Here is a 15900-nt window from a genome sequence, read left to right as displayed (position 1 = left end):
CCAGCATTTTGTGCACAGCCACACCAACGCCACACAGGAGAACACCATGGGCTTGAGAATCAATGACATTGTTCCAAACCTCGACCTGACCACTGACCAAGGCAGCTTCAAACTGCATGATTTCATTGGCGACCAGTGGACGATTCTGTTCAGTCACCCCAAGGACTTCACGCCGGTGTGTACCACCGAATTCGGCGCAGTGGCCCAGTTGGCTGACGAATGGAAAAAGCGCAACACCAAGGTGATCGGCCTGTCGGTGGATGGTGTGGATGAACACTGCAAGTGGAAGGGTGATATTGAGTCATATTCAGGTGCCAAGGCCACATTCCCGATTATTGCCGACAAGGACTTGGCGGTATCTAAAGCCCTGGACATGCTGCCGGCCAATGCCTACCTGCCCGATGGCCGAACCGCTGCCGACACGGCCACGGTGCGGGTAGTCTTCATTGTCAGCCCTGATAAGAAACTGCAATTGCAAATGACTTACCCCATGTCGGTTGGCCGCAACTTTGCTGAGGTGCTGCGTGCGCTGGACGCCCTGCAGGCCACCTATGGCAAACCGATTGCCACGCCTGCCAACTGGACCACAGGTCAGGATGTGATTGTGGCGTTGTCTTTGGACAATGAGGCAGCCAAAGCCAAGTTTGGCAACATTGACATCAAGCTGCCTTATTTGCGTACCACGAAATTTCCAGGTTGAACAATCGCTGAAATAGGCGGTAAATACCCCTCATCTTTGCCCTTGTTTCCCCCACAAGCTGCCGTAAGGTGGCTGGAATGGGGGAGATCCGCAATGGGTTTGAAATTTGGGTGGTGGGGCATGGCTTTCGGCCTGGCCCTTGCAGTTCAAACCGGTTGCCTGTCTCGCGCCGAAGCGGCCAGCGGCCCATTGTCGTTGACGGTTGAAGAGCAGCGCTGGCTTCAGGAGCATCCGCAGATTCCACTGTGTTTCTCGGCCGATTTCCCGCCCAATCTGTTTTTGGATGCCCAAGGCCAGGCCCAAGGGTACATTCCCGAGTTGTATGCCTTGCTGTCCCAACAGTTGGGTATTGAAATCACACTGAATGTGGACACTTGGCCAAAGGCTGTTCAAATGGCCAAGCAGCACCAGTGTGCTGGTTTGGCTTTGGTCCGCAAGCTGGATCAGTGGAGATCCGACTTTGTGTTCTCCAATGAGCTGTTCTACACCTACTCTTACCTCTATGTTCGGAGCGACCAGAACCCGGTGATTCACGGGCTGAGCGATCTGCGCGGGCAGCGGGTTGCCTACTTGCGGCATGAAATTCAATCGGAGCGTTTGTTGGCGGCCGATCCTGGAGTGTTGCCTGTGCCGTTTGACGATGCCGACTCCTCGGTGTTGGCGCTGAATCAAAACCGGGTGGCTGCCATTCTGGGTTCTGTGGGTATTGAATTCAAACGCGTACAAAACCAGGACCCCACATTCAAGATTGCGGATGTATTGCCCCAAAGCAAGGCACCCGTGGTGATTGCCGTTCGCAAGGACTGGCCTGTGCTGGCTCAATTGCTGGACAAGGCTTTTGAAAACCTGGATCCGGATGTGAAGCGCCACTTGCAAAACCGTTGGTATGGTAATCGGCCAGAGTTCGAATCGGATGCGAATCCGTTGAAGCTGTCAGCCAGCAGCTTGCTGTGGCTTAAAGGGGCACCGGAGATTCGGGTTCGGCTGGTGGACGCGCCGCCATTTGTGATGAGCCATCCACAGCCCTCGGGTATTGCGGCCATGGTGTTGTTTACCCGGCGAGACAGCCTGGGCATCAACGGCTTGGATTCCCTGGCTGGGCAGCGGGTGGCCATGGTTGCCGATGGACAGATGGTGGATGACATCCTACGAGAGTTTCCAGGCTTGCGCGTGGTCACCGTGGGCAATCCATTGCAGGCCCTTGAAGCGTTGGCCACCGGCACAGTGGATGCCTACCTGGGTGGCTTGACGACGGCCAATTACCTCATCCGTGAACACCATTTTGACAATTTGATGGTGGTGTCGCCGGTTCCAGGCAGTGATTTAAAAATCAACATGGCAGTGCGACCCGACTGGTTGGATTTGGTCAATGTGCTGAATCAGGGGTTGGCCAGCTTGACCCCGGAACAACGAACCCACATTGCCCAGCGTTGGGGCGTGGTGGAGTACAAGCCCCATGTGGATTACACCTTGGTTTGGCAATTCGGCCTGATGGCCCTGACTGCGCTGCTGTTTTTCTACCTGTGGAACCGGTCTTTGTCCCGGGAAATCAAGCGCCGGGAGTCGGTGGAGCAAGAGCTTCGGCAGGCCATGACCTTGGCCGATGCCGCCAACAAAGCGAAAACCGATTTTCTGGCCAACATGAGCCATGAAATTCGCACGCCATTGAATGCGGTGATTGGCTTGGGTTATCTGTTGGAGAAGGGGGCTGACCCTGCTGAACAATTGGAGCAAATTCGCAGCATTCGGGCGGCCAGCGGCGCCTTGTTGGGCATTGTGAACAACGTGCTGGACCTGGCCAAAGTCGAAGCGGGTGAACTGGAACTGGAACACAAGCCTGTGCAACTTCAGGCGGTGCTGGATGAGGTGCAGCACATGATGCAGCCCGCCGCCCAAGCCAAAGGGTTGGTGTTGTCGATGCCGCAGTTCAGGCCGGAATGGCCTGCTCAGGTACTTGGCGATGCCGTGCGTCTGCGGCAAATTCTGTTGAATTTGGTGGGCAATGCGGTCAAATTCACAGCGCAGGGTCGTGTGGATGTGCGCCTGGACATCACCGCAGGCTCGTCGGCCCATCGGGTTCGGCTGTGTCTGGCGGTGGAAGACACCGGGATTGGGATTGCCCCGGCGGTGTTGCCCAAACTGTTCAAACCGTTTACGCAGGCCGACGCCAGCATGACCCGGCGTTTTGGAGGCACTGGTCTGGGCCTGACCATCGTCAAGCAACTCAGCGAACGCATGGGTGGACAGGTGACTGTGCGCAGCGAGGAAGGCAAAGGAACCTGCTTTCGGGTGGAACTGCCATTTGAATTGCCGACAGAGGCTGCGCAACTGGAGCCCAACGGCGCACAACATGAGCCCAGTCAGCCCTTGCCAGCCGGTGATCCGGATCAATTGATGTGGTTGCCCAATGTGCATGTACTGCTGGTGGACGATAGTCTGTTGAACCTGAAAATTGGTCAAAAATTGCTGGAAAGGCAAGGCGCGGTGGTGACCACGGCAACCGATGGTCAAATGGCCCTGGACGTGTTGAAGTCGTTGGATGGTCAGGTGGATTTGGTGCTGATGGACATCCAGATGCCGGTGATGGATGGCAACGCCGCGGTGATGGCCCTTCGAACAAACCCCGCATGGTCTGAATTGCCGGTGATCGGCTTGACGGGTGGTGCCCTATTGAGCGAACGTGAAAAGTCGCTCAAGGCTGGCATGAATGATTACCTCACGAAGCCACTGGACCCGGACCTGTTGGTCCGGGTGGTTCGTTATGCGGTGCAGCGGTACAGAAAACACCCGATTGCCGTGTTGCCCCGCAAGATTGACCGACCTGCCGAAAACAATGGGAGGCGTTGATTTGAAGTGGTAAAACCGATATGTTGTGCCCTATATCCGAGTTATCGCGACTTCGTCCGCTGAGATTGGCAGCCTGCGCTGAATACATCAGATGATCATCAATGAATTGAGTCAGGATGTCCAACGCATGGGCACACGGGATTGGCTCTCGCTGGCGGGTGTGCTGCTGGTGTGCGCCGTGCTGTCGATCTTGGCCGTTCACCGTTTCCAGTCGGTCAACAACGAGCGGCAAACCGATTTTTTCGAGACGGAATTCGGCGATGTCTCTGCAGGCATCCAGGAGCGAATCGGGCTGTATGAGTATGGCGTTCGAGGTGTTCGCGGCATGTTGGTGGCCCAAGCACCTGGCCAGTACTCCCTGCAATCGTTTCGCAATTACATGGCCACTCGAGACCTTGAGCGAGAGTTTCCGGGTGCCCGTGGATTCGGGTTGATTTTCAATGTGTCCCATGACAACTTGAATCGTTTTCAGGCTGAAATGTCGTCTGAGTATGGTGAATTCAAAGCCATTCGAAACCTGGGCTTGCGCACCGATCAGCACTTTGTGATCCGCTACATTGAACCGTTGGAGCGCAACCAGGAAGCAGTGGGGCTCAACATTGCATCCGAACAAAACCGGTATTCAGCGGCCATTCAGTCGGTCATGGATGGACAGGCCCGCTTGACAGCACCCATCACAGCCGTTCAAACCGCAGTCAACACACAGTCCGCGTTTCTGATGCTGTTGCCCATCCAGCGCGTCTTCAAACCGGGCGATGATTTCAACAACCGCTTGAATGCCACGGAGGGATGGGCGTATGCCGTGTTGGTGATCGATGAAATCATGTCCAAAATCAAGTTTGATCATCGTCACCTCGCTGTGCGACTCAGCGATGTCACCAGCCCATCGGCACCAGTGCCGTTTTATCAGTCAACCCAAGTGGATGGCCCGCACGCGCTGCAGCGCAAGTCCACGCTGTTGAATGTGTATGGGCGGCAATGGCAACTGGATGCCGCGCTACTGCCCAGTTACAACAGCGATTTCAAACCCTACAACATGGTCTGGATTGGTCTGTTGACCTTCACACTGTCATTTGGTGTGTTGTTGTTGGTGGCTCAATTGATCCGCGGACGCAATCGGGACGTGGCCGCCAAGCTGTACCAGTTGAAACTGACCTCAGCGATTATCGAAGGCTCGCCATTGGGCAAGGTGCTGGCTGACCTGGATGGGCGTATTGTCGATGTCAACACGCGTTTGCTCGACATGTTTAACTATCGCCGTGAGGAGATTATCGGCGAGGCTGTTGAGGTGTTGGTACCGGAGTCGGCCCGGGCACGTCATCGGGAGCACCGCAAACACTATGATTTTGGCATGCGCTCCATGAATGTGGGGCGCATTCTGTCAGGGCGACGACACGATGGTTCCGAGTTTCCGATTGAAGCAACCCTGAACACCATTGAAGTGGGGCAGCGTCGGTTTGTGTTGGTTGGCATCAATGATGTGACTGAGCGGGTGGGCTTTATTCAGGAAATTCAGCGCATCAACACCGAACTGGAATCTACTGTGCAGCAGCGCACGCAACAACTGCGTGAAGCACAAAGCACCTTGAACAAAATTGTTGATTCAGTGCCCGTCATGATTGGGTACTGGAATCACGACATTGACATGACTTATGCCAACCAGCGCTTGCGGGCGTTTGTTGAACAGCTTGAAAACACTGCCCAATACGATGAGTTGTTTTCAGCCGGCAGTGAGCATGTACAGGCCGCCTTGTCGGGTACCCCTGCGCGCTTTGAATACACGGTGCTGCTGCCAGGGGCCACCCGACAGTACCTGTTGATTGACTACATTCCGCACAAAGAACAGGACGAGCTTCGCGGTTTCTTTACCCTGATCCAAGACGTGTCCGACCTGAAGCAGCTGCAAATGAATGCTGAGTTGACTTCCAAGCAGAAGTCTGCGTTTTTGGCGGTGATGAGCCATGAAATACGCACGCCACTGAATGGTGTTCTGGGCTACGCCAGTTTGTTGCGGGACCGGGTGGAGGATGAGGCCTTGCGGGCCGATCTGGAGGTGTTGCACAGCAGTGCCCAAACCATGACCATGATCCTGAACGATATTCTGGACCTGTCGAAGATTGAAAGTGGTCAGTTCCGGGTTGAGAAAATCCCGTTTGTGGTTTTCGACCAAATTAAAACCTGCATCACCTTGCATGGCATCCCTGCACATGACAAAGGCTTGACCCTTCTGGAGTCCTATCAAGGATTGGGCCGGGATGACTACTTCCTGGGTGATCCAACCCGTTTCAGGCAAGTGATTCACAACCTGGTGTCCAATGCCATGAAATTCACGGAATCGGGCGAGATTGAGGTGTCTGCCTGTTACACACCCAGCAATCAGTCTCAGGGTATGTTACGTGTATCGGTGCGTGACACCGGGATCGGTATTTCCACGGACAAACACAAGGACATTTTCAAACCATTTTTCCAGGCGGAAGATTCAACCTTTCGGAAGTACGGTGGAACAGGGTTGGGTTTGAGCATCGTTCAATCGGTGGTGCTGTCCATGGGTGGAAGAATCTGGTTTGACTCAGTGCTTGGGGAGGGCACCACGTTCCACTTTGAATTGCCCATGGAGCGGGCGCCGGTTCAAACGGATCCAGCCAAGACAGGCCAAGCACTGAAAGTGCCCAGTCAGTCCATTTTGATCGTGGATGACATGCCCATCAACTTAAAGATATTGCGCAAGCTGCTGGAAAACGATGGACACCGGGTGGTGAGTGTTGTCAGCGGAGAGGCAGCGGTTCGGGCTTGTGAAACCGAGAAATTCGACCTGATCTTCATGGACATCAGCATGCCTGGCATCAGCGGTTATGAAGCCACCCGGCAGATTCGGGTGGCTTGTCTTCTCAATTCAGAAACGCCGGTGGTGGCGCTTAGCGGGCATGCATTTGACGAGGACATCCACCAGGCATCGGAGGCGGGCATGTGTTTGCACCTGTCCAAGCCGTTGGACATTGAGCGGGTTCGGTTGGCTGTGGCCAACCATGCCCGCGGGGTTCGGCACTAGGCCCGGGCAAAGTGGCTCAGCAAAAGGTCGGCCAGCAATGGGCTGACCGACTGCGAAATGTAATGCCCCATGCCGGGCAGTATCAAGTGGCGGGCACCAGCGATGGCACTGGCGGTGGCGTGTCCGCCGCTGGGGTTGACCAGTGGGTCGCGGTCGCCGTGAATCACCAGGGTTGGTGCAGTCACTTGTTTCAATTGGGTGGTGCGGTCCCCGCTTTTCAATATCGCGCCAATCTGGCGGGAAATGCCAGCACCGGCCCGTTTGCCGTCCAGACGGTCCCAGGCTTTGCCGGCATAGTCCACAGCCCAATCGGTCTCCACGGTGTACCGGTTTCCAGCAATGTAACGGGCTTTGTCCAGGTAAGCCGCGATTGCTTCGTCGCGGGTGGTGGGTGGTTTGCCCAGGATTTTCAGTTTGCCGCCCAGCGAGGGTTGTCCAACCTTTCGGTTGCCAGTGGTCGAAAAAATGGAGGTCAGGCTCAACACGCGAGCCTGATGGGCACAGGCCATTTCCTGCGCAATCATTCCACCCATGGACATGCCAGCCACATGGGCCTGCTCAATGCCCAGGTGGTCCATCAAGGCCACTGCATCATTGGCCATGTCGGTCAGCGTATAGGTGTTGGCATGCGGTTTTGCAAACAGAATTTCTTTCATGCCCAGCGGGGGCGATGCGTGGCGGAATGAGCGGCCAATGTCCCGGTTGTCCAGCACCACCACCCGGTAGCCCGCCTGAATCAAAGGCATCACCAATTCTTTCGGCCAATAGTGCAGTTGCAGGGTTAAGCCCACCACCAACAGCACGGTGGGGTGGCTGGCGTTGCCATAACTGCGGTAGCACAGGGCTTCGCCTGTGGGCAGGTTGAAAAATGCGTCGTCCTCATGCATGAAGACGGTGCTGGACAGTGTGGAATTGGCGTGTTGCATGGTCATGGTGATTCAAAGACAGGCTTTGAGCATACTGGCTGTTGCTGCATGTTGTACATTCAGCAGACGGTCTTGCATGTCGGCTTTTTGGCATTGAATGGATGTAGGCTTGACCTTGTGGCAATATTGGGCCGCCTGACCCATTTTTGCTGTTCAACCCCTTGCACTGGAGAGTTCTGGCATGCAACCTGTCGTTGCCCCTGCAGTTGCACCCGTGGTTGCGCCCATGGCTGCGTATTCACCTGCTGAAGAGTTGGCCAATGCCATCAGCCATGGCCTGGCTGCTGTGGCAGCGGCTGTGGTGGCGGTGTTGCTGGTGCTGAAATCAGCGTCCATCCTGAACCCAGGGGAATTGGCGGGTGTGGTGGTGTATGGTGCAAGCCTGGTGCTGCTGTTTGCAGCCTCTACTTTGTACCATGCCACCACCAACGCGCAGGCCAAAGCGCTGTTCAAGCGCATGGACCACTGTGCCATTTACTTGCTGATTGCCGGCACCTACACCCCCATGCTCATGCTGACCCTGCACACCACATCGGCCACCGTGTTGCTGTGGGTGGTTTGGGTTTTGGCGTTCGCGGGCATCGGGTTCAAGCTGTTTTTTATTCACCGATTCAAGCGTCTCTCCCTCGTCACTTATTTGCTGATGGGTTGGTCTTCGATTGTGCTCATCCGCGACTTGTGGGAGGCTTTTCCACGGGATGCCTTCTGGCTGCTGATTGCCGGTGGTTTGTGTTTCACGGTGGGCGCGGGCTTCTATGCCGCAAAAAAAGTGAAGTTCACACACGCCGTGTGGCATCTGTGGGTGGTGGCCGGTGCGGCCTGCCATTGTGCCGTCATCTGGTTTTATGTGATTCCGTCCACGGCAGCCTAGGCACCCAGTACATTCAAGGGCACTTTCAGGTAACTCACCCCGTCGTCTTCCGGGGGTGGCATTTGGCCTGCGCGCACGTTGATCTGGATGGATGGAATGATGAGTGCCGGCACTTCCAGCGTGGCATCCCGCGCCTTGCGCATCGTCACAAATTCATCTTCCGAGATGCCATCCCGCACATGAATGTTGTGCGCACGCTGTTCGGCCACCGTGGTCTCCCAACGGGCCGCACGGCCTTGGGGCGGGTAGTCATGGCACACGTACATCCGCATGTCGCCGGGCAGGTTCAATATCCGCCTCATGGAGCGGTAGAGGGTGTGCGCATCGCCTCCCGGAAAGTCAGCCCGGGCAGAGCCAACATCGGGCATGAACAGGGTATCGCCCACAAACACTGCATCATCCAGCACATACGCCATGTCGGCGGGTGTGTGGCCGGGCACCAGCAGGGCAGTTACCGTGGTGTTGCCGATCTGGAACCGCTCGCCGTCGGTGAACAGGTGATCAAACTGACTGCCATCGGGCAAAAAATTTCGCTCCAGGTTAAACAGCTTTTTGAACACGGCCTGAACCTGCCGGATGTTTTCACCGATCGCAATGTTTCCACCCAAGGTTTGCTGCAAGTAGCGCGCGCTGGACAAATGGTCTGCGTGTGCATGGGTTTCCAGAATCCAGTCGACGGTGAGTTGTTCGCTGCGTGCGTAGTCGATGATGCGGTCCGCAGATTGTGTGCTGGTACGGCCTGACTTCACATTGAAATCCAATACAGGGTCAATGATGGCGGCATGTCGCGTGGCAACGTCAACCACGACATAACTGACTGTCCAGGTGCTGGGGTCAAAGAATGGCTGAACATGGGTTTGCATGGCACTGCCTCCGTGTGTGCAGGGTGGGCATTACAATCAATCTATTGACAAATAGTATATAAATATATATATTGATGTCAACTCATATTGATGGAATGAGTGCCATGAAAGTGCAAAACCTGGATCCACAGCGCATGCGCGAAGCCGCCACCGAGGCGGTTGGCGTGTTGAAGCTAATGGCCAATGAAGACCGCCTGTTGCTGTTGTGCCAACTGTCGCAAGAGGAGCTCTGCGTGAGTGACCTTGAAGAGCGCCTGGACATTCGGCAGCCCACCTTGTCACAGCAACTGAGTGTGTTACGTAATGACGGGGTGGTGGACACGCGCCGCGATGGCAAACGCATTTTTTATCGAGTGTCCGACCCGCGCTTGTTACAACTGCTCGCGCTGATGTACGACCTTTATTGTCCAACTGGAGACAACCATGACGATTGACTGGAATTCATTCACTCCGTGGGCCTCGCTGGCCGGTGGTGTGCTCATCGGCCTGTCTGCTGCCTTGTTCGTGCTGCTCAATGGCCGCATTGCTGGCATCAGCGGCATTTTGGGTGGTTTGCTGCGGCCCACGCCTGGCGATATGGATTGGCGGCTGGCTTTTGTGGGCGGTCTGGTGATTGCGCCCGTGCTGTACACGGTGTTTGTGGGCCCTGTTCACAGCCAGATTGACGCTGGTTTTGGCGCCTTGGTGTTGGGTGGCTTGCTGGTGGGTGTGGGCACCCGTTACGGTTCCGGTTGCACCAGTGGTCATGGGGTGTGTGGCTTGTCGAGGTTATCACCCCGGTCCTTGGTGGCCACACTCAGTTTCATGGCGGCTGGTTTCGTGACGGTGTATGTCATCCGCCACGGTTTGGGCTTTTAAGGAGTATTCAACATGACAGCCATTGTTTCGTTGCTGGTGGGGTTGATTTTTGGTTTTGGCTTAATCGTTTCTGGCATGGCCAACCCTGCCAAGGTGTTGGGCTTCCTGGACCTCGCTGGGCATTGGGACCCTTCCCTGGCTTTTGTGATGGGTGGCGCCATCGCCGTGGGCCTGATCGCATTCACGGTGGCGCGACAGCGGAAGGTGTCGTTTCTGGGCGCCGACATGCGTATGCCCAAAGCGAGCGAAATCGACCGTCGCTTGGTCATCGGCAGCCTGATGTTTGGGGTGGGCTGGGGCATCGCCGGTTTTTGCCCGGGGCCTGCATTGGTTGCCCTGGGTTTATTCGGAGTGGGGGCGGGCAGTGCCAAGGCCGTTGTGTTTGTGGCATCCATGCTGGGTGGCATGGTAGTGTTTGAACTCTTGGAGCTCAGTAAAAAAAGCCATTGAACTCAATCCTGCAGTGTCTCGCACCACTGTCTGCCTGGCTGGTGATGTTTAACCTCGGCCTTAAAACGCCAGGTCATTTAACCCCTTGGCAGTCCATCCACCCCATTCGATTTTGGTGGGCTCATTACGTGAGCCCACTGCTTCTCTTGATGTTACTTCACACCGTCGGTGTGCTTTCTCAACCCGCCTTGCTCGGTTTGTCCGTGTGCATTCTGGCGGGCACGGGTACATCATCGGTACCCATGGCGTTGGCTGTTGGTGCCAATCCAATGGGTGTTTCCTCTCGACTCATGGTCAGCGCTGTGGTGGCCCTGTTGTTCATTCCCTTCACCACATTCTGGTTGATGGAAAGCCCCGAGGCCCTTCACCAGGCCGCTCTGGTTCTGGCTGTTTTGTTGTTCGCGGTGGGTTTGCCTTGGGTTCTGGGGCAGTGGTTTGCCCGGCAAAATCGCCCATCGGCTGCATGGCGTGCCCGCCTGGACGCAGCCGGGAACTGGAGTGTGCTGGCCTTGATTGTGCTGGTGGCTGTGCGTGAATTGCCCAAGTTGTCCCAACATTGGGATTTGGCGGCCGTGTCCTTATTGCTGGTGTTCGTGTTGTGTGTTGGGGGCATCTGGGCCGAAGGCAAGAAAGGCCTGGCCATCACCGCACTGATTCGAAACCTCACCCTGAGCATTTTGGTATTGAACAGCCTGAATACGGATTCAGAGGCTTTTACAGCCATGAGTGTGTTTGGTGCGCTGATGTATCTGGCCGCTATTCCATTGAACCGGTGGTCAAGGCGCAAGATGCAGTCTGTTGCTGAGGTGATTGCCTGATGCACACACTCAAAGGCCCGCAACGCATTGTTTGCCTCACCGAAGAAACCACCGAGTGGCTTTACCTGCTGGGTGAAGAGCACCGCATTGTGGGCATTTCCGGTTATACGGTGCGGCCCAAGCGGGCGCGGCTTGAAAAACCCAAGGTGAGCGCTTTTTTGAGCGCCAAGATTGATCAGATTCTGGACCTGAAGCCGGACTGTGTTTTTGGTTTTTCAGACTTGCAGGCCGACATTGCCGCACAGTTGATCCGCCACGGCATCCAGGTGACGGTGTTCAACCAGCGCAGCATTCCGGAAATCCTGGACATGCTGTTTCAAGTGGCCTCCATGGTGAATGCGCAAGCCCGTGGCCTTGAACTGCTGGGGGAGATGCAACGCGCACTCGACACCGTGGTTGCAGAGTCCGCACGCTTGCACCGGCAGCCCAAGGTGTATTTCGAGGAATGGGACACGCCAGCCATCAGTGCCATTCAATGGGTGTCTGAACTCATCACGGTGGCCGGTGGCGTCGATATCTTTCCAGAGCTGGCGCGAGAAAGCCTGGGGAAAAACCGGATTATTGCCAATACCGGTGACATCATTGCGCGGCAGCCGGACCTCATCATTGGCTCCTGGTGCGGCAAAAAGTTTCGGCCGGAGCAGGTGGTGGCTCGACCAGGTTGGGGCGCTGTTCCTGCGGTACAGGCTGGTCATGTGTATGAGATTAAATCGCCGTTGATTTTACAGCCCGGGCCCGCCTGTCTCACCGATGGTTTGCAGGCGCTCAAAAACCTGATTCATGCTTGGGCCTATGGCACACTGAAGCCGTACCACACCCCGTAAACCATGTTCGAGGCGCTGCATGTCCCCATTGATCCACATCCCATTGCGAACAGCCGATCTCGGCAATCAACTTTTTATAAGGTGCAAGCGATGAGCCTGTCGAATATCGTGATTGTGGGTGGTGGTGCTGGGGGGCTGGAGCTGGCCTGCAAGCTGGGCCGAAAATTCGGGTCTGAGTTGGGCCCCCAGTGTGTCACTTTGGTGGATGCCAAAACCTATCACATCTGGAAACCGTCGCTGCATGAAGTGGCTGCTGGGACGCTGGACATTCACCAGGAAGGGTTGTCCTATTCGATGTTGGCCTACAACAATGGTTTCAATTTCGTGTTGGGCAGTCTGGATGGTCTGCAGGCCGACGTTCAGCACATCACATTGTCGCCGGTGCTGGACGATGCAGGTGATGAAATTTTCCCCAAACGAACTTTGCGGTATGACCGATTGGTGATTGCGATTGGCAGCCAGTGCAATTATTTTGGCGTGAAAGGGGCAGCGGAACACACCATTTCACTGGACGGTCCCCAGCAGGCGGAAAGTTTCCGCCTGAAAATGCTCAAGCAACTGGCCATGCTGGACCTGCGCAAGCAGCAAGACCCCTCGGCGAACCTGAACATTGTAATCATTGGTGCTGGCGCCACTGGCGTTGAACTGGCTGCCGAGTTGCGCGAGGCCAGCCATGTACACAGCCGGTTTGGTTTCCGCCATATTGACGCTGCGCGGGATGTGAACATCACCCTCCTGGAGGGTGCATCCAAAATTTTGCCCGTGCTGCCCGATACTGTGTCTGATGCAGCGCAGCGATTGTTGGAAGCCCGCCATGTGACCATCGTGAACCAGTGCAGGGTGGTCGATATTTCTCCCAAGGCGGTGCTGGACGCAGCCGGTAACCACTACAAAGCGGATTTGTGCGTGTGGGCAGCTGGTATCAAGGCTCCCGCCTTGTTGGCCACCTTGGGTTTGCCTGTGAACAAAAACAACCAACTGGAGGTGGAGGCGAACTTGCAGGTGAAGGGTCAACCCCATGTTTTTTCGTTGGGTGATTGCGCAGCCTGTGCTCAACCCGATGGCACTTGGGTCCCACCCCGTGCGCAATCTGCGCATCAACAGGCTGATTATCTGCTGGCGCGATTTGTGGCGGAACGGAAGGGACGCACACCCAGCAACAAGCCCTACGTGTACAAGGACCACGGTTCACTGGTGTCCCTCGGTACCCGAAGTTCGGTGGGCAGCTTGATGGGCAATCTGTTCAAAGCCAGCAACCTGTTTGTCGAAGGCTTCTTTGCTCGGTCAATGTATGCAAGTTTGCACTTAATGCACCACTACGCGGTGTTGGGGCCTGTCAAAACTTTTTTGCTGGCCATGGCCCGTTTTCTGACCAAACGTGCAACGCCTTTGGTCAAGCTGCACTAATGCCCATGGGTCAAGCATCTACTGGGGCTTGCGCAGCGCTGCACTCAGCTGGTCGATCATTTCTGCCCACTCGCTGTCCTGCTCCAAGCCCTCGCGAAGAAAGGCAGCTTGTGACGCACTCCAAAACGGCGCGCGCTCCACGCGGATATCCTCCGGCAACGGCGAGTGCATCCTCAAAAACTCGGCAATCTGATCAGGCTCGGCATCCAGTCCCAAGTGTTTGAACAGCGCTGTGAATGAGTGGTGGTGACTATCCATGGTGAATGCTCCCGGGGCTTGCGCAACCGGCTGGTCGCGCTGCTGACAGCATACGCCGGATTTGACGGCAGGTTTTAGATACCACCAAACCAGTTGTAGCCCTGGTCCTCCCAATAGCCGCCGGTGTAGGCGTTGGCCACAAACAGGGTGGTGATGTGTTTGGGGTTTTTGTAACCCAGCTTGGTGGGCATGCGCAACTTCATCGGAAAGCCATATTTCGGCGGCAGCACTTCACCATCGTAGGTCAGCGTCAACAAGGTTTGAGGGTGCAAGGCGGTGGCCATGTCAATGCTGGTGTAGTAGTCGTCTGCACATTTAAAGCCCACGTATTTGGCCGTGGTGTCTGCACCAATCAATTGCAGGAAATTTGAAAGCCGCACACCACCCCAGCGACCAATCGCGCTCCAGCCTTCCACGCACACATGGCGCGTGATCTGTTCTTCCTGCGGCAAGGCACGCAGTGCATCCAGCGTCCAGGCCTGTTTGTTGGCAATCAGCCCCGCCAGCTCCAGTCGATAGTCGGCTTCATCCACCGTCACAACCTCCTCTTCACCGTAATATGCATTGAACGGAAAGGGCCGGGTCATGTCGGCGGGTGTGTAGGTCGGGGCCAATGCGGTGGAGGAAAACAGGGCACCTTGCACGCGGTCATTGAACCGCGAGACTGTCATCAGTGCTTTCTCGACGCTGGATTCGTCGCTTAAGCTGCAGCCGGACAACAGGCTGAGCGTACCCAAGCCCGAGCCCAATAAAAAACCGCGTCGCTGCAGGTTGGGTGCCATCTTGACCAATGCACGGTTGGCTTCCTGTTGCACATCCGAATCAATACCAAGCAGGCGTTTTTTGTAAACCATCACTGTTCTCCCGTGTGTTCCAGGCCCAGCATGGCCAGCAGTGTGCGCGGCACCAAAGCCACCATGGCCAGGTGAATGACGACGAACAGCACAATGCCGCTCATGGCACCGAAGTGAATCCATCGTGCAGTTTCATAACCGCCCAACAAATCCCTGAGCAGGCCAAACTGAACGGATTTCCACAACACCAAGCCACTCAAAATAACCAACGCAATCAGGCCGAGTACACCCAGATACGCCAGTTTTTGAATGGCGTTGTATTGCAATGGGTTGGCATGGCTCAATTGGCCACGCAGAAATGCGCGAACATCACTGACCAAATTGCGCAGAAGGCCAGTGATCAGCGTGTGACGCAATCGACCCGTGATGATTGAAAAACCCAGGTAGACCAGCAGATTAACCACCAACAGCCACATGGCTGCAAAATGCCACTGCAAGGCACCACCCAACCAGCCGCCCAGGGTGATTTCGGGTGGAAAGTACCAGGCAAACAGCGGCGAGGCGTTGAAAATTTTCCAGCCGCTGGTGACCATCACCCCGATGGCGAGTGCGTTCAGCCAATGCCAGGCGCGAACCCAGCGGGGGTGAATGGAAGAACTGGTGTGCGCCATGAGCAACCCCAAGGGTGGTGGATGCTCGTGAGTTCGGCACGACCTGACGAAAGGTTACACACAGGATTTACCCCGGCTGGACAGAATGGACCGCTTGTTTGATACTGTGATTCTGTTCACGCGTGTTCCATTGATGAAAGCGGTGCGTTGGTTATCCCTGGTGGTGTTGTGTGGTCTGGTGCTGAAACTCGGCATGCAGGCCATGCCGTGCTGCATGGAATGGCCCAGCTTTGAAGCGCACTCTTCAGAGCAGCATCAAGGGCCTGTGGCTGAGGCTGCCACCCAACACGATTTGGCCTCGACGCACGCTGTAGAACCACAGGCCTGTTTCCTGAAGGTGGCTGTGGCCTCTCCGGTGTTGGCACTGTTCAACATGCCAGCCACTCAACATCGCCTTCCAATGTCTCGGCAATCGCTTCAAATGCCACCTCTATATTGGCTGGATGCGGCCGTCGCGCTGCCGTTCAAACCGCCCAAAGCCTGACTCCCCCCGATCGAACTGAAGTTGCGTGCCCCATGCAATTTGGATGGGGCATGGACATGGATTGTTGATGTTGTGGAGAG

At 55.9% G+C, this 15900-nt stretch carries 16 protein-coding genes; 11 read left to right on the top strand and 5 right to left on the bottom strand.

The window, feature by feature from the left end; translation table 11 throughout:
• The first annotated feature begins 46 nt into the window (after nucleotides 1-46).
• From NQT62_RS10045 to NQT62_RS10035, 3 genes are all read left to right on the top strand, one after another.
• Complete coding sequence (locus NQT62_RS10045) at nucleotides 47-700, top strand: peroxiredoxin (RefSeq protein WP_256764568.1); 654 nt, start codon at nucleotides 47-49, stop codon at nucleotides 698-700.
• 93 nt (nucleotides 701-793) lie between these two features.
• Nucleotides 794-3547: an ATP-binding protein gene (locus NQT62_RS10040; RefSeq protein ID WP_256764567.1), complete on the top strand. Its 2754-nt coding sequence runs from the start codon at nucleotides 794-796 to the stop codon at nucleotides 3545-3547.
• 91 nt (nucleotides 3548-3638) lie between these two features.
• Entirely contained in the window at nucleotides 3639-6596 is a 2958-nt protein-coding gene (locus tag NQT62_RS10035) for a CHASE domain-containing hybrid sensor histidine kinase/response regulator family protein (RefSeq protein WP_256764566.1), read from the top strand.
• Here the strand turns inward: NQT62_RS10035 and NQT62_RS10030 are convergent.
• Nucleotides 6593-7528 (bottom strand): alpha/beta fold hydrolase, encoded by a 936-nt coding sequence (locus NQT62_RS10030; RefSeq protein WP_256764565.1) that lies wholly within the window; start codon nucleotides 7526-7528, stop codon nucleotides 6593-6595. The two genes, NQT62_RS10035 and NQT62_RS10030, sit on opposite strands and share 4 nt — an antisense overlap.
• A 175-nt stretch (nucleotides 7529-7703) precedes the next feature.
• On the opposite strand from NQT62_RS10030, the gene trhA reads away from it, so the two are divergent.
• Nucleotides 7704-8393, top strand: a complete 690-nt coding sequence (gene trhA, locus NQT62_RS10025) for a PAQR family membrane homeostasis protein TrhA (RefSeq protein ID WP_256764564.1) — start codon at nucleotides 7704-7706, stop codon at nucleotides 8391-8393.
• Here trhA and NQT62_RS10020 read toward each other — a convergent pair.
• Complete coding sequence (locus tag NQT62_RS10020) at nucleotides 8390-9256, bottom strand: MBL fold metallo-hydrolase (RefSeq protein WP_256764563.1); 867 nt, start codon at nucleotides 9254-9256, stop codon at nucleotides 8390-8392. The two genes, trhA and NQT62_RS10020, sit on opposite strands and share 4 nt — an antisense overlap.
• A 104-nt stretch (nucleotides 9257-9360) precedes the next feature.
• Between NQT62_RS10020 and NQT62_RS10015 the strand changes: the two genes are divergently transcribed.
• From NQT62_RS10015 to NQT62_RS09990, 6 genes are all read left to right on the top strand, one after another.
• On the top strand, nucleotides 9361-9690 hold the full coding sequence (locus tag NQT62_RS10015; protein WP_256764562.1) for an ArsR/SmtB family transcription factor: 330 nt from the start codon (nucleotides 9361-9363) through the stop codon (nucleotides 9688-9690).
• Nucleotides 9680-10114: a YeeE/YedE family protein gene (locus NQT62_RS10010; RefSeq protein WP_256764561.1), complete on the top strand. Its 435-nt coding sequence runs from the start codon at nucleotides 9680-9682 to the stop codon at nucleotides 10112-10114. Before NQT62_RS10015 ends, NQT62_RS10010 begins: the two co-directional genes overlap by 11 nt.
• Before the next feature lie 12 nt (nucleotides 10115-10126).
• Complete coding sequence (locus NQT62_RS10005; RefSeq protein WP_256764560.1) at nucleotides 10127-10564, top strand: YeeE/YedE family protein; 438 nt, start codon at nucleotides 10127-10129, stop codon at nucleotides 10562-10564.
• Nucleotides 10565-10692: 128 nt separating this feature from the next.
• The gene (locus tag NQT62_RS10000) at nucleotides 10693-11382 is read left to right on the top strand and encodes a hypothetical protein (RefSeq protein WP_256764559.1); all 690 of its coding nucleotides are present in this window, start codon (nucleotides 10693-10695) and stop codon (nucleotides 11380-11382) included.
• Nucleotides 11382-12206 (top strand): ABC transporter substrate-binding protein, encoded by an 825-nt coding sequence (locus NQT62_RS09995; protein WP_256764558.1) that lies wholly within the window; start codon nucleotides 11382-11384, stop codon nucleotides 12204-12206. The genes NQT62_RS10000 and NQT62_RS09995 overlap by 1 nt, the downstream gene beginning before the upstream one ends.
• Nucleotides 12207-12296: 90 nt before the next feature.
• Nucleotides 12297-13613 carry an NAD(P)/FAD-dependent oxidoreductase gene (locus NQT62_RS09990; RefSeq protein ID WP_256764557.1) on the top strand — a complete coding sequence of 439 codons (1317 nt, stop codon included), beginning with the start codon at nucleotides 12297-12299 and terminating at the stop codon, nucleotides 13611-13613.
• Nucleotides 13614-13631: 18 nt separating this feature from the next.
• Here NQT62_RS09990 and NQT62_RS09985 read toward each other — a convergent pair whose 3' ends face one another.
• The 3 genes from NQT62_RS09985 to NQT62_RS09975 all read right to left on the bottom strand — a co-directional run bounded on the left by NQT62_RS09985 (nucleotide 13632) and on the right by NQT62_RS09975 (nucleotide 15336).
• A complete protein-coding gene (locus tag NQT62_RS09985) occupies nucleotides 13632-13871 on the bottom strand; it encodes a DUF2789 family protein (protein WP_256764556.1) in 240 nt (79 codons plus the stop codon).
• Nucleotides 13872-13945: 74 nt separating this feature from the next.
• The gene (locus NQT62_RS09980; RefSeq protein ID WP_306173620.1) at nucleotides 13946-14725 is read right to left on the bottom strand and encodes a molybdopterin-dependent oxidoreductase; all 780 of its coding nucleotides are present in this window, start codon (nucleotides 14723-14725) and stop codon (nucleotides 13946-13948) included.
• Nucleotides 14725-15336 carry a cytochrome b/b6 domain-containing protein gene (locus tag NQT62_RS09975; protein WP_256764554.1) on the bottom strand — a complete coding sequence of 204 codons (612 nt, stop codon included), beginning with the start codon at nucleotides 15334-15336 and terminating at the stop codon, nucleotides 14725-14727. Before NQT62_RS09975 ends, NQT62_RS09980 begins: the two co-directional genes overlap by 1 nt.
• Before the next feature lie 85 nt (nucleotides 15337-15421).
• Between NQT62_RS09975 and NQT62_RS09970 the strand changes: the two genes are divergently transcribed.
• Nucleotides 15422-15820 (top strand): hypothetical protein, encoded by a 399-nt coding sequence (locus NQT62_RS09970; protein ID WP_256764553.1) that lies wholly within the window; start codon nucleotides 15422-15424, stop codon nucleotides 15818-15820.
• The last annotated feature ends 80 nt before the right edge of the window (nucleotides 15821-15900 follow it).

It is taken from the genome of Limnobacter humi, assembly GCF_024518835.1.
Taxonomy (GTDB): Bacteria; Pseudomonadota; Gammaproteobacteria; order Burkholderiales; family Burkholderiaceae_B; genus Limnobacter; species Limnobacter humi.
Note: the sequence above shows the minus strand (reverse complement) of the source record. Positions and strands in the feature narration are given on the sequence as shown.